Genomic DNA, 23,094 nt, shown 5'->3' on the forward strand with positions numbered 1-23,094 from the left:
CGAGGGGCACGCCGTCTTCCGGCCGATCCAGGCCGGAGGCGCGAGGGGATTATCCGTGCCGCGGCGCCCATAGTATGATCGACACGCCGATCAGGCATACCGCCGCGCCGAGGCAGTCGTACAGGTCCGGAGCCTTGCGGTCGATGAGCCAGCCCCACAGCACGGCGAGGGCGATGAACACGCCCCCGTACGCGGCATAGACCCGGCCGAAATAGGGGAAACTTTGGAGCGTCGGGATGATACCGTACAGCACGAGGATGAGGCTGCCGGCAATGCCGAACCATAGCGGTTTGGCGGCCTTCAGCCACAGCCAGACAAGATAGCCGCCTCCGATCTCCGCGAGGCCGGCCAGGATGAACAAGACGATGGCCAAAATCATGCATACCGCTCCTTTCCGTGCACGGGGACGGACTTTTTGTAATTTCGTCATACCATAATTAGAACGGCATTACCAGCGAAGTTCGCGCGCTAGACGGAAAAAGGGGACAGACAACGGAGCATAGGAAGGTTATGGCACACACCGGACTGCTTTGTTTCGCGACTAGGCGCCGATGTACGGTACCACGTACGGTACATTCACGGGAAATCGCGGCTTGGCGCTGATGTACGGTACCACGTACGGTACATTCACGAAAACCCGCGGCTTGGCACCGATGTACCCGCCCGCTGCCATATTTAACCCTTGACGGCCCCGTCGCACCACGCTATCATAACCAGGGACTAACTAACGTTCGTTAGGCAAGTATGTCCGCCATATGAGACCTGCTCGCCCGCTTGGATACGGAGGAGGGATCCCATGACCGCCAAGAGCATCAAGCAAGCCGCCCTGGCGCTGTTCGCGGAATCGGGCTATGAGGGCGTCTCCCTGTCGGAGATCGCCAAATCCGTCGGCATCAAGACGCCGTCGATCTATGCGCATTTCGAGTCCAAGGAGCAGCTCTTCCTTGAGCTGCTGGAGGACGCCGTGCACGAAGAGAGCGATAAGTTCGTGCAGCTGCTCGCCGGCATGGCCGACCAGCCGCCGCGGGAGCGCTTCTATGCTGCGTTCCGGTTTCTAACCGACCTGGACGGCCTGTCGAAGGGTCAATCGTTCCTGAAGCGGACGATGCTCATGCCGCCTCGCAACCTCGAGGATCGGCTGCGCACCGCATTCATCGCGTACGAGCATGTCTTTACCGTGCCCATGCTGCGGCTGCTTCATGAGTGCGCCGGGCCGGGCGGCTTCGGCGATGAGCAGGCGGAGCGGCTGCTCGCGCTCTTTTACGCCTTGGCGGACGGCTTGCTGGTGGAACATAAATTGTACGATATTGAATTATACCGGCGCCGCCAGTCGCTGGTCTGGAGCTGTCTGCAGGACGCGCTCCGGCTGGCGCTGCCGGACGGGAAGGAGTGACGCATCGTGGCATGGCTGTATTTGCTGATCGCGGGCGGATTGGAGGTCGCCTGGGCGTATGGGCTGCAGGAGTCGGAGGGCTTTACGAAATGGCTGCCGAGCGTCGTCACGGTCGCGCTCCTGGCCGCCAGCTTCTTCTGCTTCGCCCGAGCGATGAAGCGCGTCGAGATCGGCACGGCGTACGCGGTGTTCACGGGCATTGGCTCGGTCGGCACGGTCATCGTGTCCATCGCGGTGCTGGATGAGCCGGTGAACGTGCCGAAGCTGCTGTTCATCGCGATGCTCGTCGGCGGCATCGTCGGCCTGAAGGTCGTATCCGGGCGGTCGGAAGCCGGGGAAGAGGCGGCCAAGCGGAAGGCGAAGCCCGGCGCGGAAACGGCCGCGGACTAAGCGCTACAGAGGGGGGAGGATCGGCCGTGTCATGGCTGTTTTTATTGCTGTCGGGACTCGGGGAAGTCGGGGGCGTCACCGGCATGAAGCTGTCGGACGGCTTCAAGAATTGGAGAGGCACGCTGCTCGCCCTGGCATCGGGGTTCGTCAGCTTTTACTGTTTGTCGCGCGCGCTGCAGGCGATTCCGATCAGCACGGCGTACGCCATCTGGACGGGTATCGGCTCGGTGGGGAGCGTCATCCTCGGCATGCTGCTCTTCGGCGAATCGCGGGACAAACGCAAGCTTCTCTTCATCGGCATGATCATCGTTGGGGTCGCAGGACTTAAAATCGTCGGCGGCGGGCACTGAAGCCCGCCGCTTTTTTGCGTCCGTCTGAGGCGCATCAAGCATCGGGCGCGTCGCCGCGTCCGTCGTAACTTTGTTGTTACTGTTTCGTTACGCTTTTGTAACGCACCCCGCCCGCATCCCGGGTAAGATGAGCTTGTAAGCCGATAACGTCCCTTGTCCCTACTACTACGAAGAGGTGAATATAGCATGAACGCAACAATGAACAGACCAGCTTGGAAAACGTGGGGCAAACTCGCCCTGGCAGGACTTATCACGGCAGGCGCCGTTACCTTCGCGGCAGGCACGCAAGCCAACGCAGCCAGCGCGGCGAAAGCCGCGAGCGCCAGCCTGAGCGCGCAGACCGGCAGCGCCTACATCAAGACGATCCATAACCTGGCGAAAAAAGGTCAAATCCCGGGTCTGCAGGCTATCGCCGGCAAAACGCCGATTTCCGCGGTCCACAACAAATGGGGCCAGCCGGAGACGGGCGGCGGCCAGAAAGGCAACCATTACGAGCTGTACAACTTCGGCATGGGCCAAGGCGCGTACGGCTTCGGCGTGAATAAAGCGGGCATCATTTACGATCTGCGCAACTTCGGCCAATCGGTCGACCGTTCGGTCGGCATCAAGTCGCTGACGTTCACGTCCGTCATCCAGACGCTCGGCATGCCGAAGGAAGTCCGCTGGAACGGCACGGACAAAATTTACATCTACCACCCGTCCGCGGCGTACGAGCTGAAATTCGTCGGCCCGGGCACGGTCGTCAAAGGCAAAGTCGCCCACATCGACCATATCAACGTCTACTCGGCGAAAGCGGCCGCGAAGTAATCCGCCCCTGATTTTTGCCAGTCTGACGAAAAACAGAAACACCGTTCCCCGCCGGCGGCAGCCGGGAGGAACGGTGTTTTTTTGCAGGTTCCGCCGTGCCGGCCGCGCGCTTCTACACCCGCACGCCGCCCATCAGTCCGAGCAGCTCCTCTGCCGGATAGGCGCCGGACAGCGCGTACCGGTTATTGAACACGAAGAACGGCACGCCCGTGACCCCGATCCGGCGCGCCCGCTTGAGGTCGGCCTCGACCTCGTCGCCGCCCTCGCCGCGCGCAAGCCGCGCTTCGAGCCCGGCCGCGTCCACGCCCAGCGCCTCGGCGATCGCCAGCACCGTCGTCAGCGCCGTCACGTCCTCGCCGTCCTCGAAATACGCTTTGAACAGCGCCTCGACCGCGGCATCCTTCCGGTCCTCCGGCAGAAGCGCGACGAAACGGTGCGCGAGGCGCGTGTTCGGCATGTTGCGGACGCGGTCGAACCGGAACGTCAGGCCGACCTCCGCGCCCGCCTTCGTAACATGCTCCACGACCCGCCTCAGCGACTCCGGCCCGCCCATCTTGCGCATCATCGCCTCGTCGAAAGCGCGGCCTTCCGCCGGCAAATGGGGGTCGAGCTGGTACGCGTGATAGGCGACGGTCACGTGCTCGTCGTGTTGTTCGGCCCACAGCGCGAGGGCGCGGGACAGGTTCTGCTTCCCGATGCGGCACCAAGGACAAGCGACGTCGGAGTAGAGGTCAATATGCATGCGTTCGCGACAACCTTTCCTGAGATGAAGTGGAGACGGCGGCTCGCCGTCTAGGGCGCTCGCGCGCGAAAGCTCTCCTTTCATGCTAATGCAGATCGGGCAATCAAGCAAGCCGGGACCGGAACGATGCCAAATGACGGCAGGCTGGGCGAAACGCCGACCACTAATGCCGAACACCCCTTGGCGGCAGCAGCCGGCGGCCCGAGAGCCGCCTTCGCTTTCCGGAAGGGGTGTGCGTGTCTGATGGAGTCGCTTGGCTTCAATACAAGGATTTGTGCACCGCGCCGCCCTTGGCCGCGGGGCCGGTCGAGCACCAATACCCGATCCGCTTGTGCACGTCGAGCAGCGTCAGCCGGTGGCCGTGCTTCGCGCCGGTGTCGATGCCGATCTTGCCCTCGGCGAACCAGAGCTTGCCCGGCCCCGCGCCGAGCTTGAAGGTCGGCGTATGGCCGAAGACGACGGTGTAATCGGCATCGTTGGGGTGGTTCAGGAAATCGTCGCGGATCTCGGTCAAATCCGCGAGCGTCTGGCTGTGCAGGCCGACGCCCGGCCGGATGCCGGCGTGGACGAACAGATAGCCGTCCTCCACCCGGTAGCGGGGGAGGCTCCGAATCCAGCCGCTCCATTCAGCCGCTTCCGCCGCCGGCACAGGCGAATAATCGTATTGCCGGAGCAGCTTCAGCTCGTGATTGCCCAGCAGCGCGCACGCGCCTTGCTGTACGAGCTCGCGGATGTAGGGCAGCGTGCCGTAGGTGTCGGGAAGGGCGGCGTCGATATAGTCGCCGAGCAGCATCAAGCGGTCGCGGGAAGGGTCGTATTCGGCGGCCGCGAGCAGCTGCCGGAGACCGTTCTCGCAGCCGTGGATGTCGGAGATGGCCAGCAAGCGTGACGGTGCGATCGCGTTAGGAGACACTACCTTCTTCTTCCTTTCTCTCTCTCTCTCTCTCTAATCCGCCTCCGGGTACAGGAACGCGGAAACTTCCGGAATAGCCAGCCACTGCCGGCTGCCCGGCTCGAGCGGGCCTTCGTGCAGCAGATACAGCCGCTGCCCGCAGTCGGATTCGATTTTGCAGCGCCAATGCTTGCCTTCGAACAAGCTGCCGAGGACGGTCACCGGCAGGCCGTTCGGCCGTTCCCGGGCCGGATTCGCCTCGTCGAGCGCCGTCAGCTCGGCGTCCTCCGGACGGAACATCAGCTCCGCGCGGGCATCGCCCGGCATCCCGGCGCCGCGCGGCAACAGGCCGCGGACGGGCCGGCCGCCCCCGGGCAGCCGCAGCGCGGCCGATCCGTCCGGCAGCACCGCCGGCTCGCCCTTCAGGCTGTTGATGCCGCCGAGCAGCGAGCAGACCCACCGGCTGGCCGGCCGGTTGTAGCATTCTTCCGGCGAGCCCATCTGATCGATCTGGCCGCCGCGCATGATGAGCAGGCGGTCCGCCATCGCGAACGCCTCCTCAGGGTCGTGCGTCACGTGGAAGACGCTCGTGCCGAGCCTGCGGAACAGCTCCGCCATCTCCGTGCGCATCTCGACGCGCAGGCGCATGTCGAGGTTCGACAACGGCTCGTCGAGCAGCAGCAGCTGCGGCCGCGTGGCGAGCGCGCGGGCGATGGCGACGCGCTGCTGCTGGCCGCCGGAGAGCTCCGGCGGCAGCCGATTCTCCAGGCCGCCGAGCCGGAGCAGCTCCAGCAGTTCGCCGACCGTCCGGTCGATGTCGGCCCGGGCCATCCGCTTGCGCTTCAGGCCGTAGACGATGTTCTCGTAGACGGACAGGTGCGGCCACAGCGCGTAATCCTGGAACACCATGTTGACGCCGCGCTTCTCCGGCGCCAGCATCGTGCGGGAGGAGGCGATGACCGCGCCGTTCAGCAGCAGCTCGCCGCCGTCCGGACGGAGCAGGCCGGCGACGAGCTGCAGCAGCGTCGATTTGCCGCAGCCCGACGGGCCGAGCACGCTGATGATTTCGCCGGGCTGCATGTCGAACGAGACGCCTTTCAGGGCTTGGAACGCGCCGTAGCTCCGGCTCAGGGAGCGGGCCGAGAGCAGCGGCGCCTCTGACGGCGCGGGCTGCAAGGCGGCGGCTCGATACGGCGCCGGCACGCGTTCGCGTGCGGCGGCCGCGGATGATGCGGATGGTGTCATGCTTTAACCTCCTTGCGCCGGAGCAGCAGCTCCAGGCCGAGAATGATCGCGATGACCACGACGGAGCCGAACACCGTCGCGGCCGAAGCGTAGCCGAACTTCAAATCCTCGAACGCCTTGTTGATGGACACCGGCAGCGTCAGGAAATTCGGCGGGAACAGGATCGAGTTGACCGCGAGGTCGAACACGCCCGAGCCGAACGCCGCCAGCGCCGCCGAGAGCAGGGCGCCGCGAATGAGCGGCACGAGGATGACGCGGATGCGGCCGAAGAACGAGCCGCCGTACAGCTGAGCCGCCGTCAGCAGCTGCACGGGCACCTTCGCCATGGCGCCGACCAGCATCCGCGTAATGATCGGGATCGCGCCGGCAACCGACGCGAGCACGAGAATCCACGGCGTGCCGTACAGCAGCAGGCCGACCTTCTCGAGCCACGGCTGGTTCCAGACGAAGATGTAGCCGATGCCGAGCACGACGCCCGGGACGGCGAGCGTCAGGATGGAGATCGTCTCGACGAACCGCTTGAAGCGGAAGTCCGAGTACGTCAGGATGTAGGCGACGCCGAGGCCGATCAGGAGCGCCAGCACGGCCGCGCCGGCCGCGATGAGCAGCGAGTGGCCGAGCCCCTTCAGCAGCTGCTGGCCGTCGCCGAACAGCGACACGTAGTTGTCGAGCGTCCAGTTGCTTGGCTTGATCCCGCCGCTCGCCGTCTTCGCGAAGGACGTCCAGACGTTCGTTCCGACCGGAATGCCCAGGATAACGAGCAGCAGCAGCGTGTTGCCCGCCGCCAGCGGCAGCTTGAGCCGTCCGGCCGGCTGGGGCACCAGCCGCTCGGCGCGGCCCGACAGGAAGTCGAACCGCGAGCGGCGCATCGCGTAGAACTGCAGCGTCATCGCCGCGCCGATCAGCACGACGAGGTAGAACGACAACACCCCGGCCATGTCGAACCGGATCGGCGACGTGTAGATCGCCGAGTAGATGGAATACGGCAGCGTCGGGAACCGGTACACGGCCGAGATCGAGGCCGGCAGGCCGAAGTCGCCGATCGTGTCCATGAACACGAGAGCCGCGCCCGCCAGGAAAGCCGGCAGCAGCAGCGGCGCCTGCACCGTCCGCCAGGCGGTGAACGGCGAAGCGCCGCTCAGCCGCGCGGCCTGCGACAGCGAATCGACCTTCCACTCCATGGCGGAGTAGACGCTGAGGTAGGCGAGCGGGAATTTGCTGAGCGTCATGACCGCGATCAGGCCGGCGGGGCTGAAGATGAACGCGTTCACCCAATGGGCGCCGAACACGGAGGCCGCCAGTCCGTTCGGAGAAGCGAACATGACCCAGCCCTGCGACAGGATGAACGACGGCGTGATGAGCAGCACCCAGACGGCGGCGTCGAGCAGCCTGGCCGTCGGGAACGCCCGGCTGGCGCGCGTCATCGCCAATACGCCGCCGAGCGCCGTCGCGAGAATCGTCGTGCCGGACGCCAGCACGAGAGAGTTTTGCAGCGACTTCTGCCACAGCGGCCGCTCGGCGATCTCGAACAGGATGCGCCAGTCGCCGAGCTTCAGGCTTCCGAAAAAGATGCCGGGGAGCAGCACCTGTACGATGACTGCTCCCAGCGGGAAAAGCACGAGGATGAACAGCAGCAGCGTTATCGGCCATCCGAGGCGGCCGTCCGTGGAGCGGGCGAACATTAATTCACCGACTGGTCGGAGAACCACTGCTTGATGGCGGCTTCGTTATCGGCGGCCCAATCCGGCTTCGCCACGACGAGCTTCGCGTTCGCCTGACGGTCGGCTTTCGCCTGGGCGCCGGTCACCGACGGCTCGAAGTAGCTTTCGTCGCCTTTGTCGATCAGGGCTTGCTGCGTCTTCGGGTCGAGCAGGAACTCGACGAACGCTTTGGCCGCGTCCGGGTTCTTCGTGTCCTTCTGGATGGCGGCCACGCGCACGGAGCCCGGTGCGCCTTCCTCCGGCCAGACGATGTCGATCGGGTCGCCCTGCGCCTTCATGACGTACGCGTTGCTCTCCTGCAGTGCCGCGACCTTGATCTCGCCGCCTTTGAGCGCTTCGACGACGTTCGGGTTTTTCGGATAGACGTGCAGGCCGTTCTTCATCAGCGAGCTGAAGTAGTCCTTGCCGGCGTCCATGCCCTTGTCCTGGAAGAACCACGAGACGAACGGGTAGGCCGGCGCCGCGACGGCCGGGTCGGCCATGCCGATTTGGCCTTTGTATTTGGCGTTCGCGAAGTCCGCCCATGTTTTCGGCGCGTCCTCGGCTTTGATCTCGTTCTTGTTATAAACGATGACGCCGGCGGCGTGCGTGCCGGTCGGGTAGAAGGAGCCGTCCGCGGGCACGAAGGATTTCGCGAAGTCCGTCAGGCCGGAGGAATTGGCAGGCGTCCAGCCGGTGAGCAGCTCGCCCTGCTTGTCTAATCCGCTGATCGACGGCATGGCGTCCATCCAGACGACGTCCCAGTGCGGGTTGCCCTTCTCGGCTTCGATGCGGGACATGATCTCCGCGCCGTTGCCGCTGACGATATCGAGCTTGTAGCCCGTTTGCGCCTCGAACATCGGTTTGACGATATCGTCGAAATCGTTCAGGTAGACGGTCAGCGTGCCTTTGCCGCCCCCGTCCGCGTCATTCGCCGCGTCGGCCGGCTGGTTCGCGGCATCCGCCGCGCCGTTTGCCGCCGCGTTGTTCGTGCCGCCCGCCGCGTTCGCGCCGGCGTCGGCGTTGGCCGCGCTGCCGCCGTTCGCTTCGTTGCTGCTTTGGCCGCACGCCGTCGCGGCGATCGACAGCAGCAGCAGCGTGGCAGCGATTCCGGACTTGCCGTTCATGAGTTTCATTTGGTTTTCTCTCCTCCGTCAAATGGTCTATGTTCAGTGTAGGCAGGAAGTATCAAACGAACGTTAACGGCATGTCTAGTTATTATGAAGTGTCATCTATATATATTGATATAAACATAGATATCATCTATATTAAGCGGAGAGAGCGGGCAACCTGCGGGCGAAACGAAGGGATGATGGGCATGAATGTGCAGCAGCTGCGGGTATTCGTGGAGGTGTGCGGCGGCGGGACGCTGCAGGAGGCGGCGGCGAAACTCGGCTTGAAGCAGCCGACGGTGAGCTTTCATCTGCGGAAGCTCGAGGAGGCGCTCGGCGTGAAGCTGTTCCACAAGCCCGCGCGGAGCCTCTACCCGACCGAGAACGCGGCGGATCTGCTGCCGTACGCCAGGCGGATCGTGTCGCTGATGGAGGAAGTGGAGACGATGATGGAGGAGCGGCGGGACAAGGGCGAGGGCAAATTGAAGCTTGGCGCGAGCTATACGCCGGCGACGTATTTCCTGCCGCCGTACATGGCCGAATTCGGCCGGCGGCATCCCCGCATCCGCATCCAGCTCACCGTCAAGAAGGCGGGCAGCTTGCTTGAGATGCTGCGCAAGTACGAGATCGACGCGGCCGTCGTCTCGCTGCCGTCGGATCGTCTGGAAGGACTGGTGATGGAACAGCTGCTCGAGGACGAGCTCCAGCTGGCGTTCTCCCCGGCGCATCCGCTCGCGCGGCGCGAGGAGCTGACCGCGGCGGATCTGCAGACGCAGACGTTCCTGCTCCACGAGGACGGCTCGACGTCGCGCAAGCTGACCGACGAATGGGCCGCCGGCTTCGGCCTCGTCTGGAAATCCTTCATGGAACTCGGGGCGATCGAGACGATCAAGGAAGCGGTGAAATGCAACATCGGGGTCGGCGTCCTGCCGAAGCGGAGCGTCCTGCGCGAAGCGGAGTCCGGCGAGCTGGTCCTGCGCGACCTGCCGCGGCATGCGAACCGGCGGCATATCTGCCTCGTCTACCGGAAGGAAGAGCAGATCTCCCGGCAGGTTCGCGCGTTCATCCAATACCTGCTGCACGAGCGGGGCGCGGCGGCGTTCGCGGCGCCCGGCTGAGGCGGGCGGCAGGCGGATGCCGCGGAGCCGAAGCAGGTGGAGGCCATGGAACGCGCCGCGGTCTGCTGGAAGAAATCCCGGCGAGGATGATTCCGATTCCGGTCCATCGGGCAATGCTGGTAACAGGGAAGGGACGAGAGGCCGAAAGGAGGCGGGGGCATGATCGACATCGGCTTGTGCGGCTGGGGCGATCACTCCGAGCTGTACCGCGAGGCGGGCGTGTCGCGCGGCAAACTGCCGGTTTACGCGCAATGGTTTCGAGTAGTAGAAGTAGACAGTACCTTTTACGCGATCCAGGCGGCCTCCGTGCTGGAAAAATGGGCGAACGAGACGCCGGCGGACTTTCGGTTCGTGATCAAGGCGTACCAGGGCATGACCGGCCACGACCGCGGCGGACGCGGCGGACGCCGGCCGTACGAGAGCGACGAGGCGATGTTCGCGGCGTTCCTCGAGGCGATCGCTCCGATTCGCGCGGCGGGCAAGCTGCTGGCCGTGCTCTTCCAGTACCCGCCGTGGTTCGACTGCACGCGCCGGAGCGTCGAGATGCTGCGCGCCGCCAAAGCCCGCATGGGCGATACGCCCTGCGCGCTGGAGTTCCGCCACCAAAGCTGGTACGCGGACGGCATGACGGACAAGACGCTTGCCTTCGTCCGGCGCGAAGGCTGGATCCATACCGTCTGCGATGAGCCGCAGGCCGGCGCCGGATCGATCCCGATCGTGGAGGCGGCGACGGACGACGCGATGACGATTGTGCGGTTCCACGGCCGCAACTCGGACGGCTGGGTGACGGCGGGGCGGCCGGACTGGCGGGACGTTCGCTACCTGTACCGGTACGGCGAGGCGGAGCTGGCCGAGTGGGCGGCGCGCCTGCGGCGGCTGGAGCGGTTATCAAGCGAGGTGTGCGTGCTGTTCAACAACAATTCCGGCGGGGATGCCGCAGATAACGCCCTGCAGCTGATGGCGATGCTCGGCCAGCTGCCGCCGCGGGGCAGCTTCGCGCTTGCGCCGCTGAGGGAAGCGCCGGAACAGCTCAAGCTGTTCGACCTGGAATAGAACCGATCGTTTCCCTGCAAAATAATCGGGTAACCGCCGTTGACAGGTTCAACTGTAACTGATATGATTACAGTACAAAGCGGGGTGACCTTCCACCATGAACAGCGAATTTACGATCGCCGTCCACAGTTTGGTATACTTGGCGCACGTGCCGGAGCGCATGGCTTCGAGCGAAGCCATCGCCGAGAACGTGTCGACCAATCCGGCCCGCATCCGGAAAGTGATGAGCTGCTTGAAGCGGGGCGGTTACGTCGATACGCGCGAGGGCGCGGGCGGCGGGTACCGGCTGACGTTGGACCCGGCGGTCGTCAATTTGGCCGACATCTATCGGCTCATGGCCCAAGGCTCCGTTATTCCGAGCTGGTGCTCGGGCGATCCGGACATGGATTGCGTCGTCGGCTCCAATATGCGGGAAGTCATGGATGGGATTTTCTGCAAGGCGGAGAAGCAGCTGGAGGCTTATTTCGGCGGAATTACCATTTCCGACGTCTTGGGCCAGATTAAGGAATGCAGCGACTGTTAGCTTCGGTGAGACGGGTTATCCCTTCCCATAGCTTCGAACTTATCTGTAGAAAGGATGATTGACCATGGCACAAGTATTGACGAAAGACAACTTTAACCAAAGCATCGAGAGCGGCGTAACGCTCGTCGACTTCTGGGCCCCTTGGTGCGGACCTTGCAAAATGCAGCTTCCGATCGTCGAGGAGCTGTCCAGCGAGCTCGCCGGCACGGCGAACATCGGCAAAATCAACGTCGACGAAGAGCCTGAACTGGCTTCCCAATTCGGCGTAATGTCGATCCCGACGCTGATCCTGTTCAAGGACGGCCAACCGGTCGACAAAATGGTCGGCCTGCAGTCGAAGGATTCGCTGAAGTCGAAGATTCAAAACCAAATCTGAGGCTTCGGTTTTGCGATGGATGCTCCCGTGGTGCTCCGCACCAAAGTCGCATCCATTCGCAATACCTTCGCGCGGATGGTTTGGGGGCTTAGGCCCCCCTCCCCCCAGGGTGGGGGCTCGCCGGCCCGGAATCCGGGGCGAGACGAAGGATTGCTCCCGTGGTGCTTCGCACCAAGGTCGCTCTCCTTCGTCTCGCCCCGTTTTTGCGTGGGCCGGCTTCGCCTGCGGGCGGCCGGCTATCGCCGCCCGCCCGGCCGCCCGGCCGCTGCGCGGCCCGGCTCACCTCGTCTCGCTGCCCTCGACTGCCTCGCCAACTTCCCCGCCGCTGCGCGGCCCGGCTCGCCGCGTCTCGCTGCCCTCGACTGCCTCGCCAACTTCCCCGCCGCTGCGCGGCCCGGCTCACCGCGTCTCGCTGCCCTCGATTGCCTCGCCAACTGCCTTCGCCGCTGCGCGGCCCGGCTCGCCGCGTCTCGCTGCCCTCGACTGCCTCGCCAACTGCCTTCGCCGCTGCGCGGCTCGGCCTCGCGCTCCCCTTTCCGACCGATTTAATACTTTCGTAATCTTTTCGTTCTTCTTCGGTTACCTTCTTGGGCTATGCTGGCGGGGAGGCAAGGCGGAGTTCGCTTCCCGCCCATGGAGAGGTATACTAAGACTAAGAACAAGCGGCTAGGGCGGAAGGAGGCGGCGTGGTGAACGGGACGATCGTGATCGCCGACGACGAAAGCAACATCACCGACGTGTGCCGGCGCTACTTGGAACGGGAGGGCTACCGGGTGCTCGTCGCGCAGGACGGGGAGGAGGCGCTTCGGCTGTGGGAGGCGCACGATCCGGATCTGCTCGTGCTGGACGTGATGATGCCGCGGGTCGACGGGTGGCAGGTATGCGAGACGGTGCGGGCGCGCAGCGATGTGCCGGTCGTGCTGCTGACGGCGCGCGGCGAGGAGTTGGATCGGCTGCTGGGCTTGACGATGGGCGCCGATGATTATATGACGAAGCCGTTCAGTCCGCGGGAGCTGGTGCTGCGCGTCGGCAATATTTTGCGGCGCGTCGGGCGGTCCGGGGGCGGTTCGGTTCGCGGCGCTTCCGGCGCCGCCGCACCGGAAGAACGGCAGCCGGCCGGCGTGCTGACGTTCGAGGGCTTGGCGATCTATCCGGCGGAGCGCCGGGTGGCGGTCGACGGGGCGGACGCGGAGCTGACGGTGAAGGAATTCGACCTGCTGCTGACGCTGGCGGGTTCGCCGGGACGGGTATTTTCGCGCAGCCAGCTGCTGAGCCTGATCTGGGACATCGGCTTCGAGGGCGACACGACGACGGTGACGGTGCATATCCGGCGGCTGCGCGAGAAGCTGGAGCCGGCGCCCTCCGAGCCGCGCTGGATCAAGACCGTCTGGGGCATCGGCTACAAGTTCGACGCCAAGGGGCAGCCATGAGGCTGCGCGTCTATCTGCTGCTCGCCAACGCGGTGAGTATCCTGCTCATCGTCGTCATTCTCGTGTTTCTGTACCAATACATGCTGCTCTCGGAGCGGCAGCTGATCTGGCTCACGCTGGCCTCGCTCGGCGCGGGGCTGCTGTCCGCGCTGCTGCATTTTCTGCTCGTGCGGCCCGTCGAAGCGGCCGTCCGGCAGGTCGGCGAAGGCTCGGCGCGCATCGCGGACGGCGATCTGGGCGCGCGGGTCCCGCTCGTCGGGCCGGCGGAGCTGAAGACGCTCGCCGGGCAGTTCAACGAGATGGGCGGCCGGCTCGAGGCGAGCTTCCGGCAGCTGCAGGCGGCGGAGGCGGCGCGGCGCGAGCTCGTCGCGAACCTGGCGCACGACCTGCGCACGCCGCTCGCGTCGCTGCAGGCCTACGCGGAGGCGCTGGAGGACGGCATCGTGCAGGATGAGCCGACGCAGCGCCGCTACATCGCCACGATCCGCGGCGAGAGCATCCGGCTTGGGACGTTGATCCGCCAGCTGTTCGAGATCAGCACGCTGGACGCCGCGAATGCCGCTCTGCCCGAATCGCTGGCGGTCATGGCGCGGACCGCGGCCGGCCCGTGCGTGCTCGAGGACGTGCTCGTCGAGCTGCTCCCGCGCTTCGCGCCGTCGCTCGACGCGAGGGGGCTCCGGCTGCACGTGTCGCTGCCGGACGCGCCGCTCGTCTGCGGCCTCGCCGCGGAATCGCTGACGCGGATTTTGCAAAACCTGATCGAGAACGCGGTGCGCCACTCTCCGGCCGGCGGGTTGATCCGCATCGCGGGGCAGCCCGCCGACGGGGGCATGGTGCGCGTGAGCGTCGCCGACGAAGGCGCGGGCGTACGGGCGGAGGACCGCGCGCGGATCTTCGAGCGGTTCTACCGCGCGGATCGCGCACGCGGCCGCGACGGCGGCGGCGCGGGGCTCGGCCTCGCGATCGCGAAGTCGCTCGCGGAGCAGGCCGGCGGCCGCATCGGGGTCGAGGACGGGAACGCCGCCGGTCCGTCCGGGGGCGCGGGTTCCGGCAGCGCGTTCTGGTTCACGGTTCCGGCCGGCCGCGGCGGCCCGGCGGGCGGCGCGCAGGCGGACGCGCGCAACGCTCGAACCGAAAGCGCGGCAACGAACGTTTAATCATGGCATGCGCATGCTGGTGAAAAGGAGGCCGATCCCATGGCGGAATGGCTGAAGAAGATGAGGAAGGGCTACGGGCGGAAGCTGGCGAGCCTGCATACGTGGAACGGCTGGATCGTCGTCGTGCTGGCGTTTACGGGCTTGATTCTGTTCCAAGGCCTGTGGCGGGGCATCCTGGGCGAGGGCCGCGTCGTTATTCGTTACGTCCATATCGTCGTGGGCATCGCGTCGCTCGTCCCGGTCGTCTATTATTTGCTGCTCGCGGGCAAGCACTGGAAGCAGCTGCGAGGCAAAACGGCGCAGAAGGCCAATGTCGTCATCGTGCTGGCGCTGCTCGTCGGCTGGCTGATCTCCGGGCTGCTGCTCTGGCAGTTTCGGCTCGCCGGCCCGCGCGCGGCCGGCAATGCGCTGTGGATTCACGACCTGCTGACGTGGGTCGGCCTGCCGTACATCATCTACCATTCCGTCACGCGGCTGAAATGGCTCAAGGAGCCCCATCGCCGCACGATCAAGACCGGGCGGGAGGGCCAGACCATGGCGGGCGCCGGCATGCATCCCGCGGCAAAGCCCGCCGCCGTCATGTCGCGCGCGGCGTTCATCAAGACGGCGGTGGGCGCCGGCATCGCGATCGCGGTGGGGCCGTCCTTCCTGAAGTGGCTTGGCGGCCAGCTGACCGCCGGCACGAATTACGAAGAGGCGGCCGCGACGGACGCCAACAAGCTGTTTCCGGCGCCGGCGCCGCTGCCGGCCTCGAGTCCGCCGATCGGAGGCGGGAGCAAGGGCTCCTTCCGCATTTACACGGTGACGCCGATTCCGCATTTCGATAATACGACGTTCTCGTTCACGATCGACGGGCTGGTAGAGCGCAAGCAGCAGTGGAACTGGGAGCAGTTCGTGGCCTTGAAGCGCCAGGTGCAGGTGAGCGATTTCCACTGCGTGACGGGCTGGTCGGTGTACAGCAACACGTGGGAAGGCATCAAGCTGAAGGATTTTCTGCAGCTCGCGGGCGTGAAGCCAGGCGCGAAGACGGTCAAGTTCTACTCCGGCGACGAGGTGTACACGGACGCGCTGACGCTCGAGCAGGCGAACATGGACGACGTCCTCGTCGCCGTCATGCACGACGGCAAGCCGATCCCGAGCGACCTTGGCGGGCCCGTGCGGCTCGTCGTGCCGAAGATGTACGCGTACAAGTCCGTGAAGTGGCTGAACCGGATCGAGCTGATCGACGGCGACCATATCGGCTACTGGGAGCAGCGCGGCTATTCGAACGACGCTTGGGTATAGGGGAAGCGAATGGAGGGCGAATCAGATGGAGCCTGGCGCAGCGCACGCGCCGGGCTTTTGTGTTGTCTAGCGGTTCCGCGGCTGGAGCTGACCGCTCTTTCATTTTCAAAATTTCCGCGGAAAACGCGTTTGACATTCACGTTACGTCAAGGTGTACAGTGAGGGTGTCGGGAGGTTTGAACATGGAATACACCGTGCAAAAGCTGGGCAGGCTCGCTGGCGTCAGCACGCGGACGCTGCGATTTTACGACGAGATCGGCATCCTGAAGCCGGCCAGGACGAACTCGTCGGGGTACCGGATATACGGCCAGGCGGAGGTCGACAAGCTGCAGCAGATTTTGTTCTACCGGGAGCTTGGCGTCAGTCTGGACAGCATTAAGGCGATCGTGAACGATCCGGCGTTCGACGGCGCGGCAGCCCTGCGGCGGCACCGGGAGCAGCTTCTCGATAAACGAAACCAGCTCGATGCGCTCATCGCGAACGTGGAGAAGACGATCGCATCGGCCGAAGGGAGAACGGACATGAGCGATCAGGAGAAGTTCGAAGGCTTCAAGCAGCGGATGATCGACGAGAACGAACGGAAATACGGGAAGGAAGTGCGGGCGAAGTACGGACACGACGCCATCGACCGCTCGAACGCAAAGCTGAAAGGGATGACGCGGGAGGAGCACGAGGCGCTCAACCGGCTGACGCAGGAAGTGACGGACACGCTCGCGGACGCGTTCGCGACGGGCGATCCGGCGGGCGCGCTCGCCCAGAAGGCGGCGGACCTGCACCGGCAGTGGCTGACATTCCACTGGGACGGCTACAGCAAGGAGGCGCACGCGAACCTGGCGCAGATGTACGTGGACGACGACCGGTTCAAGGCGTATTACGATGCGAAGCAGCCGGGAACGGCGGAATTTCTGCGTGACGCGATTCGGATCTATACCGGCGCGGACTTCGGGCAGAAGCGGGATGAAAGCCGCGATTAAAGCCGCGAATAAAGGCTGCACCTAGCGTCTGCAAATGACGGCGCTGGGAAGCGGCGATCCGGAAGCGGCGAGCGCGAATGAAAGCTCGCGCATGCGCGCGGAGATGAATATACGGCGAAAGGTGCCTCCCGCGGCAGCGGGAAGGCACCTTTTTTTCGAGCGCGCCCGTGCCGGAGAAACGAACAACGGGCGGTTCGCGCCGGCGCAGACCGCGGCCGCCCGCCCGCGGGAACGCCGGCCGTCCCGGCTCGCCCCGCCCGCTTGCGGAAAGGCCGGCCCGCGGGCTCGCACCGGCCGCCGGGGCAGCGTTATTTGTCCGTTTTCTTCTTCACGCTGCTGTAATTCGTAACGGACTTGGCGTCCTCGAGTACGTCGTTGACGAAAGCCATGTCCTGGTTCTTCGCTTTCATGTGCGTCGTGCCCTTATAGTTGCCCTCGTGCGTTTTGTTTTCCATGGCGCGGTCACCTCCGAGACGTAGTATGCGCGCCCGGCAGCCGGCGCATGCGAACCGGCCGTTTGGCCGAACAAGACGCGGCGGGCGCGGAATCGGCGGTGCACCTAAATTTTTTATAAAGCCCCAATTTAGACAAATTTCGACAATATGCATCCGATATACTGGGCTAAAATGTCTATTTATGGCATTAAATCGTGATACTTGATGAAATCAGGAGGCTTTTGGACTATGAATCAATGCATGTTTTGCGGACAACCTTTACGACGGGGACGCGCATGTCTGCGCGGAGACATCGGGCTTCGGCAAGCCCGCCCGGCAGGACGGCGGCGGCTGGAAAACGGCCGTCAAGGCTTCAAGCGCATGGATTACCGGCGGATGCTGGAGCTGCTCCGCAACCCGCAGCGGGCCGAAGAGCTCGAGCCGGACAGGGACTGGATCTACGGCGCGGCCGGCCTGGCGGCGGCGAGGCTCGGCTTTCTCCTATGGGGCTGGATGGTCGGGACCAAGCTCGAAGCGATGCTGGGCGGGCTGTTCGGCGGCTTCGCCGGGCTGGCGAGCATGACCGGGGCCACGGACGCGATCGGCTCGCTGCTCGCGGGCAAGCTGTTCCGTCTGGCCCTCATCTCGCTCGTGTCTCTCTTCCTCGCGCTGTGGCTCGCGGGCAGCTGGCTGGGCGCGCGCAGGCCGCCGCTCCGGGCGCTGCTGACCGTCATCGGCGGCTCGCAGTACCTGTTCGCCGCCAGCTTCGTCGCGGCGGGGCTGATGGCGTTCGCTGCTCTGCGCCTCTCCTTCTTCCTCCTCGCCGTTGCGCTGCTGACGGCGCTCGCGACGAACGTCGCGGCCGGCATGGAGCTGGCCGGCGTCGCCCGAAGCCGCCGGTTCGCATTCGCGGGCAGCGCGATCGCGGCGTACGCGCTGCTGATGGCGTTGTTGTCGTTCCCGGTGATGTAGGCCCTTTCCGCTGCCTGAATGTTCCGGCCCTCCGCCGCGCGCCTCGGGGCGAAACAACCTTTCAATCCCGCGGCGCATCGGGTATAATGGCGTGAGATTGTTTATTTACGGAACAGGGGTGTACGGCAATGGCTTTGAAGGCTGGAATCGTCGGCTTGCCGAACGTGGGCAAATCGACGCTGTTTAACGCAATCACGCAAGCGGGCGCGGAGTCCGCGAACTATCCGTTCTGCACGATCGACCCGAACGTCGGCGTCGTCGAAGTGCCGGACGAGCGTTTGAATAAATTGACGGAGCTGGTCGTGCCGAACCGCACGGTGCCGACCGCCTTCGAATTCATCGACATCGCGGGCATCGTCAAGGGCGCGAGCAAGGGCGAAGGCCTCGGCAACAAATTCCTGGCGCATATCCGCGAGGTTGACGCCATCGTGCACGTGGTGCGCTGCTTCCAGGACGAGAATATTACGCACGTCTCCGGCAAGGTAGACCCGATCGGCGACATCAACACGATCAACCTCGAGCTGATCCTGGCGGACATCGACTCCGTCGACCGCAAGATCGAGCGTTCCCGCAAGAACCTCAAGGGCGGCGACAAGAAGATCGCCTTCGAGGTCGAGACGCTCGAGCGCGTCAAAGAAGCGCTCTACAACGACATGCCGGCGCGCAGCGTCGAGCTGTCGGAAGAGGAGAAGGTCGTGATCCGCGACCTGCACCTGCTCACGATGAAGCCGGTGCTGTACGCGGCGAACGTCAGCGAGGGCGAAGCGGCGAATTCCGAAGGCAACAGCTTCGTCGAGCTCGTGCGCGAGTTTGCGAAGGCTGAAGGCGCGGAAGTCGTGCCGATCAGCGCGAAGGTGGAATCCGAGATCGCGGAGCTCGAAGGCGAGGAGCAGGAGATGTTCCTGCAGGAGCTCGGCCTGACGGAGTCCGGCCTGAACCGGTTGATCCGCGCGGCTTACAAGCTGCTCGGCCTGTACACGTACTTCACGGCCGGCGTGCAGGAAGTGCGCGCCTGGACGATCCGCAAGGGCATGAAGGCGCCGCAGGCGGCGGGCGTCATCCACACCGACTTCGAGCGCGGCTTCATCCGCGCGGAGGTCGTCTCCTACGACGATCTCGTCGCGGCCGGCTCGATGAACGCGGCCAAGGAGCGCGGCCAGCTGCGCCTCGAGGGCAAGGAATACGTCGTGCAGGACGGCGACGTCATGCATTTCCGTTTCAACGTTTAGTGGATACGGGGAGGAAGGACTCGGGCAGCCGGGTCCTTTTCGCCATGTGCGTAGGGGCGTGCCGAATTCCGGCCACCCAGAATTGTCACGTTTATGGAATGCGCAACTGTATGATATACTAAGAAGAAGACGAAGGTTTGGATAAATTCTAAAAACCATTTTATTGAGGTGAATGACAGTGTTGGACCGTTTACAGGCACTCGCCGACCGGTACGAGAAGCTGAGCGAGCTGTTGTGCGATCCGGACGTGGCCAGCGATCCGAAGAAACTTCGCGACTACTCCAAGGAGCAGTCCGATTTACAGCCCGTTTATGCGGCATATAACGAATACAAGCAAGTGACCGAGCAGCTGGAAGACGCGAAGCTCATGCAGAACGAGAAGCTCGACGACGACATGCGCGACATGGTCAAGATGGAAATCGAGGAGCTGAGCGCGCGCCAGACGGAGCTGGAGGCCGAGATTCAAGTACTCCTGCTGCCGAAGGACCCGAACGACGACAAGAACGTCATCGTCGAGATCCGCGGCGCGGCCGGCGGGGACGAAGCGGCGCTGTTCGCGTCGGACTTGTACCGCATGTACATGAAGTTCGCCGATGCCCAAGGCTGGCGCGTGGAGCTGATGGAGTCGAACGAGAGCGATCTCGGCGGCTTCAAGGAGGTCATCTTCATGGTGTCGGGCAAGGGCGCATACAGCAAGCTGAAGTACGAGAGCGGCGCGCACCGCGTGCAGCGCATTCCGGTGACGGAGTCCGGCGGCCGGATCCATACGTCCACGTCGACGGTGGCGGTCATGCCGGAGGTCGAAGAGGTCGAGGTCGAGATTCTCGACAAGGACATCCGCGTCGATACGTACTGCTCGAGCGGCGCGGGCGGCCAGTCCGTCAACACGACGAAATCCGCCGTGCGCGTGCTGCACGTGCCGACGGGCATCATGGCGCAGTGCCAGGACGGCAAGTCGCAGAATGAGAACAAAGCCAAGGCGCTGCAGGTGCTTCGCGCCCGCATCTCGGACATGAAGCGCCAGGAGGAAGAAGCGAAGTACGCCGGCGAGCGCAAGAGCAAGGTCGGCACGGGCGACCGCAGCGAGCGGATCCGTACGTACAACTTCCCGCAGAGCCGAGTGACCGACCACCGCATCGGCCTGACGCTGCACAAGCTCGATTCCGTGCTGAACGGCGACATGGAGGAAATCATCAACGCCCTGACGCTCACGGAGCGGACGGAATTGCTGGAGCGGGAGAACCTCGCGTAAGCGCGGGCAATCATGGATTCGAATGGACGGGAGCAGCCTGAGGGTGCTCCCGTTTTTGCCGCTTGAACGGCGGCGCAGCGAGCAGGAAGAGCAGGTACGGAAAGGGGCGGCGGATATGCCGGAACGGGATGAGCGGGCGGCAATGGGAGCGGACGGGCCGGAAACCGCGGGAGAAGCTCGGGCAGGGGAGAAAGAGGCGGCCGTGCGGCATGCCGGTTCGGGCGACGCGCCGGAACGGGGGGTTGCCGCGGGCAGGCATGCGGAGCACCGCGGCGAGCCGGAAGGCGAACGCGAGCGGCATGATGAACCGAGCTCCGGTCCAGGGACGGAGGTCGTTGCTGGCGGGATGGGTCAGGCGGCGGCTGATGCGGCCGTTGCGGCCGGCGGCGTCCGAGAGGCCGGTGCCGGATTTCCGCCGAAGGATCTGCCCGACGGCGCCGGACGGACGGTGTTCAAGCCGCTGTCGTCGCTGACGGTGGGGGATGTGTGCCGGTCCGCGGCGGAGCAGCTCCGCGGGCGGAATATTTTGGAGCCGCGGAACAACGCGGAGCTCCTCGTGCTGCACGTGCTCGGCCTGGAGCGCGCGCAGCTGCTGCGCGATTGGAACGAACCGTTCCCGGCGGAGCAATGGGAGCGGCTGCAGGCGCTGCTCGCGCGCAAGGCGGCGGGCGAGCCGGTGCAGTACTTGATCGGCGAGCAGTGGTTCTACGGCTTGCCGTTCGCGGTGTCGCCGTCCGTGCTCATTCCGCGGCCGGAGACGGAGCTGCTCGTGGAGGCCGTGCTGGAGGCGGCCGACCGGCTCTGGCCGGCGGCGGCGGGTGAAACGCCGCCGGACGGGCCCTCTGCCGCCGCCACGGGACCCGGCGGCGGGAGCCCGGCTGCCGGGCCGACGGTCGTCGACGTCGGCACGGGCAGCGGCGCCATCGGCGTGACGCTGGCGGCGCTGCGTCCGCGATGGCGGGTGTGCGCGTCCGACCTGTCGCCGGACGCGCTCGCGGTCGCCCGCGCGAACGCGGCGCGCCACGGGGCGGCGGCGCGCATGATGTTCGTGCAGGGCGACCTGCTCGGGCCGTTCGCGCAGCCGCGGCCCGGGGAGGGCGATGACGCGGCCGGGGGCGCCGCCGGCCTGCGCATCGACGTGCTCGTCTCCAACCCGCCGTATATCCCGGCGGGCCACATCGCCGGCCTGCAGCCGGAGGTGCGCGACCACGAGCCGCGGCTCGCGCTCGACGGCGGCGACGACGGCCTGACGCCGTACCGCCGCATGGCGGAGCAGCTCGCGCGGCTGTCGGCTCTGCCGCGCATCGTCGGCTTCGAGCTCGGCATCGGCCAGGCGCAGGCCGTCGCGGATCTGCTCCGCGGCATCGGCGCCTGGCGCGAGGTGCGGATCATCCCCGACTACGCGGGCATCGACCGGCATGTGCTCGCGGTCGAATAGCGCCTGAATCGGGAAGCGAGATTCATAGAGAAAGAGCCCGAGGAGGCGCCGCTTAAGCCAAGCGGCAGCCGCGCCGATATCGGCCTGCCGAAGACGTCCGAAAGGGCGTCTTTTTTCTATGAGAACCGTGCTATTTTCATTCCGTTTTCACGAGATTGCGAGGTTTAAACCGCTCCGCGCGCGGACATAATGGGACTATCATCGTTCCGGAACGCAAGCCGACGCACCGACGGGTGCCCAAAGGAGCTTGTGTTAACATGATTCGCACTTATTCCCGTTTTCCTTACCGTCCCGTCTACGGGTACGTTCTGCTGATCGCCGCCGTCCTGCTCATGAGCTGGGAGAACCAGCGCGCCGACGCGGCGATCGCCGGCGGCGGCATTCCGTCGGAATCCATCCGCCTCCGCATTCTCGCCAACTCGGACAGCGCGCTCGACCAAGCGGTCAAGCGCGAAGTGCGCGACGCGATCGTCGACGAGATGAACACGTGGGTCTCCGGCCCGCAGACGATCGGCGAAGCCCGCGCTTCCATCCGCGCGCATCTGGGCGATATCGACGCCGTCATCGCGGCGAAGCTCGCCGCCCGGGGCTTCGACTACGGGTTCAAAGCGGAGCTGGGCGTCGTCCCGTTCCCGACGAAGATCTACGGCACCGAGGTCTATCCGGCCGGCAACTACGAAGCGCTCCGCGTCACGCTCGGGGCGGGCGCCGGCCAGAACTGGTGGTGCGTGCTCTTCCCGCCGCTCTGCTTCGTGGACGCCGTGAGCGGAGAAGCGTCGACTCCGGCATCGGCGGGCGTCGCGACGGCGGCGGTCAAGGGACAGGCGGACAGGGCGGCCCTGGCGGACGGCGGCCAGAGCGGCGCGAAGGATGCCGGCGCGAAGACGAACGCGGCGCAGGGCGAGCAAGCGAAGCCGGCGGGGCAGGACGGCGCGGTCAAGCAGCCGGAAGTGAAGTTTTTCCTGTGGGAGCTGCTCCAATCGATCTTCAGCTTCTTCAAGCACTTGTTTTAGGGCGGAAGGGGCGGCTCGCGCGTTTCGCCTTTCATAATAGATCGAAAAGGCTCACTCGCCGCCGGGGCGCGTGAGCCTTTTCAGTGTACGCCCAGCATGGGCGTCATCTCTAGGGTGAAAGTCCCGAACGGGGGCTGGCGAACGCCTACCGTTAGCCAAAAGCAAGGGTGTCCGCCGCGAGGCGGAATCTGAAGGAAGCTTACGGCAAAT

At 65.1% G+C, this 23,094-nt stretch carries 24 protein-coding genes; 17 read left to right on the forward strand and 7 right to left on the reverse strand.

Going from position 1 to position 23,094, the window contains the following annotated elements:
• Window positions 1-49: 49 nt before the first annotated feature.
• On the reverse strand, window positions 50-379 hold the full coding sequence (locus tag ACFPB1_RS21425; RefSeq protein ID WP_379228145.1) for a YnfA family protein: 330 nt from the start codon (window positions 377-379) through the stop codon (window positions 50-52).
• 417 nt (window positions 380-796) lie between these two features.
• Between ACFPB1_RS21425 and ACFPB1_RS21430 the strand changes: the two genes are divergently transcribed.
• The 4 genes from ACFPB1_RS21430 to ACFPB1_RS21445 all read left to right on the forward strand — a co-directional run bounded on the left by ACFPB1_RS21430 (window position 797) and on the right by ACFPB1_RS21445 (window position 2,940).
• Window positions 797-1,393 (forward strand): TetR/AcrR family transcriptional regulator, encoded by a 597-nt coding sequence (locus tag ACFPB1_RS21430; protein WP_379228146.1) that lies wholly within the window; start codon window positions 797-799, stop codon window positions 1,391-1,393.
• A gap of 6 nt (window positions 1,394-1,399) precedes the next feature.
• Window positions 1,400-1,783, forward strand: coding sequence for a DMT family transporter (locus ACFPB1_RS21435; protein ID WP_379228147.1), 384 nt, complete (start codon window positions 1,400-1,402; stop codon window positions 1,781-1,783).
• 26 nt (window positions 1,784-1,809) lie between these two features.
• On the forward strand, window positions 1,810-2,133 hold the full coding sequence (locus tag ACFPB1_RS21440) for a DMT family transporter (protein ID WP_379228148.1): 324 nt from the start codon (window positions 1,810-1,812) through the stop codon (window positions 2,131-2,133).
• A 198-nt stretch (window positions 2,134-2,331) separates the two neighbouring features.
• Window positions 2,332-2,940 (forward strand): YjgB family protein, encoded by a 609-nt coding sequence (locus tag ACFPB1_RS21445; RefSeq protein ID WP_379228150.1) that lies wholly within the window; start codon window positions 2,332-2,334, stop codon window positions 2,938-2,940.
• A 112-nt stretch (window positions 2,941-3,052) separates the two neighbouring features.
• On the opposite strand, the gene ACFPB1_RS21450 is transcribed toward ACFPB1_RS21445, so the two are convergent.
• The 5 genes from ACFPB1_RS21450 to ACFPB1_RS21470 all read right to left on the reverse strand — a co-directional run bounded on the left by ACFPB1_RS21450 (window position 3,053) and on the right by ACFPB1_RS21470 (window position 8,655).
• Complete coding sequence (locus ACFPB1_RS21450; protein WP_379228151.1) at window positions 3,053-3,682, reverse strand: DsbA family oxidoreductase; 630 nt, start codon at window positions 3,680-3,682, stop codon at window positions 3,053-3,055.
• Window positions 3,683-3,941: 259 nt separating this feature from the next.
• On the reverse strand, window positions 3,942-4,595 hold the full coding sequence (locus ACFPB1_RS21455; protein ID WP_379228152.1) for a metallophosphoesterase: 654 nt from the start codon (window positions 4,593-4,595) through the stop codon (window positions 3,942-3,944).
• Window positions 4,596-4,628: 33 nt separating this feature from the next.
• A complete protein-coding gene (locus ACFPB1_RS21460) occupies window positions 4,629-5,819 on the reverse strand; it encodes an ABC transporter ATP-binding protein (protein WP_379228153.1) in 1,191 nt (396 codons plus the stop codon).
• Entirely contained in the window at window positions 5,816-7,501 is a 1,686-nt protein-coding gene (locus ACFPB1_RS21465; RefSeq protein ID WP_379228154.1) for an ABC transporter permease, read from the reverse strand. Before ACFPB1_RS21465 ends, ACFPB1_RS21460 begins: the two co-directional genes overlap by 4 nt.
• Entirely contained in the window at window positions 7,501-8,655 is a 1,155-nt protein-coding gene (locus tag ACFPB1_RS21470) for an ABC transporter substrate-binding protein (RefSeq protein ID WP_379228155.1), read from the reverse strand. The genes ACFPB1_RS21465 and ACFPB1_RS21470 overlap by 1 nt, the downstream gene beginning before the upstream one ends.
• Before the next feature lie 173 nt (window positions 8,656-8,828).
• Between ACFPB1_RS21470 and ACFPB1_RS21475 the strand changes: the two genes are divergently transcribed.
• The 8 genes from ACFPB1_RS21475 (at window position 8,829) to ACFPB1_RS21510 (ending at window position 16,546) form a co-directional block, all read left to right on the forward strand.
• Window positions 8,829-9,749, forward strand: a complete 921-nt coding sequence (locus ACFPB1_RS21475) for a LysR family transcriptional regulator (protein WP_379228156.1) — start codon at window positions 8,829-8,831, stop codon at window positions 9,747-9,749.
• A gap of 159 nt (window positions 9,750-9,908) precedes the next feature.
• The gene (locus ACFPB1_RS21480) at window positions 9,909-10,802 is read left to right on the forward strand and encodes a DUF72 domain-containing protein (protein ID WP_379228157.1); all 894 of its coding nucleotides are present in this window, start codon (window positions 9,909-9,911) and stop codon (window positions 10,800-10,802) included.
• Between the two features lie 97 nt (window positions 10,803-10,899).
• Complete coding sequence (locus tag ACFPB1_RS21485) at window positions 10,900-11,325, forward strand: RrF2 family transcriptional regulator (RefSeq protein ID WP_379228158.1); 426 nt, start codon at window positions 10,900-10,902, stop codon at window positions 11,323-11,325.
• Between the two features lie 64 nt (window positions 11,326-11,389).
• Window positions 11,390-11,701, forward strand: a complete 312-nt coding sequence (gene trxA / locus ACFPB1_RS21490; RefSeq protein ID WP_379228159.1) for a thioredoxin — start codon at window positions 11,390-11,392, stop codon at window positions 11,699-11,701.
• A 689-nt stretch (window positions 11,702-12,390) separates the two neighbouring features.
• Window positions 12,391-13,131: a response regulator transcription factor gene (locus tag ACFPB1_RS21495; protein WP_379228161.1), complete on the forward strand. Its 741-nt coding sequence runs from the start codon at window positions 12,391-12,393 to the stop codon at window positions 13,129-13,131.
• On the forward strand, window positions 13,128-14,288 hold the full coding sequence (locus ACFPB1_RS21500; RefSeq protein WP_379228162.1) for a HAMP domain-containing sensor histidine kinase: 1,161 nt from the start codon (window positions 13,128-13,130) through the stop codon (window positions 14,286-14,288). The genes ACFPB1_RS21495 and ACFPB1_RS21500 overlap by 4 nt, the downstream gene beginning before the upstream one ends.
• A gap of 39 nt (window positions 14,289-14,327) precedes the next feature.
• Entirely contained in the window at window positions 14,328-15,572 is a 1,245-nt protein-coding gene (locus ACFPB1_RS21505; protein ID WP_379228163.1) for a molybdopterin-dependent oxidoreductase, read from the forward strand.
• Window positions 15,573-15,754: 182 nt separating this feature from the next.
• On the forward strand, window positions 15,755-16,546 hold the full coding sequence (locus ACFPB1_RS21510; protein ID WP_379228164.1) for a MerR family transcriptional regulator: 792 nt from the start codon (window positions 15,755-15,757) through the stop codon (window positions 16,544-16,546).
• Between the two features lie 308 nt (window positions 16,547-16,854).
• Here ACFPB1_RS21510 and ACFPB1_RS21515 read toward each other — a convergent pair whose 3' ends face one another.
• Window positions 16,855-17,001, reverse strand: coding sequence for a hypothetical protein (locus tag ACFPB1_RS21515; RefSeq protein ID WP_177222212.1), 147 nt, complete (start codon window positions 16,999-17,001; stop codon window positions 16,855-16,857).
• 228 nt (window positions 17,002-17,229) lie between these two features.
• Here ACFPB1_RS21515 and ACFPB1_RS21520 point away from each other — a divergent pair, with 228 nt between their 5' ends.
• The 5 genes from ACFPB1_RS21520 to spoIIR all read left to right on the forward strand — a co-directional run bounded on the left by ACFPB1_RS21520 (window position 17,230) and on the right by spoIIR (window position 22,884).
• On the forward strand, window positions 17,230-17,952 hold the full coding sequence (locus ACFPB1_RS21520; protein WP_379228165.1) for a hypothetical protein: 723 nt from the start codon (window positions 17,230-17,232) through the stop codon (window positions 17,950-17,952).
• Window positions 17,953-18,080: 128 nt separating this feature from the next.
• Complete coding sequence (gene ychF, locus ACFPB1_RS21525; protein WP_379228166.1) at window positions 18,081-19,181, forward strand: redox-regulated ATPase YchF; 1,101 nt, start codon at window positions 18,081-18,083, stop codon at window positions 19,179-19,181.
• Between the two features lie 178 nt (window positions 19,182-19,359).
• A complete protein-coding gene (gene prfA, locus ACFPB1_RS21530) occupies window positions 19,360-20,433 on the forward strand; it encodes a peptide chain release factor 1 (RefSeq protein WP_379228167.1) in 1,074 nt (357 codons plus the stop codon).
• 424 nt (window positions 20,434-20,857) lie between these two features.
• A complete protein-coding gene (gene prmC / locus ACFPB1_RS21535) occupies window positions 20,858-21,871 on the forward strand; it encodes a peptide chain release factor N(5)-glutamine methyltransferase (RefSeq protein ID WP_379228170.1) in 1,014 nt (337 codons plus the stop codon).
• Between the two features lie 257 nt (window positions 21,872-22,128).
• On the forward strand, window positions 22,129-22,884 hold the full coding sequence (spoIIR, locus tag ACFPB1_RS21540) for a stage II sporulation protein R (protein WP_379228168.1): 756 nt from the start codon (window positions 22,129-22,131) through the stop codon (window positions 22,882-22,884).
• The last annotated feature ends 210 nt before the right edge of the window (window positions 22,885-23,094 follow it).

It is taken from the genome of Paenibacillus sp. GCM10023250, from assembly GCF_042653205.1.
In the GTDB taxonomy this organism is placed as follows: Bacteria; Bacillota; Bacilli; order Paenibacillales; family Paenibacillaceae; genus Paenibacillus_Z.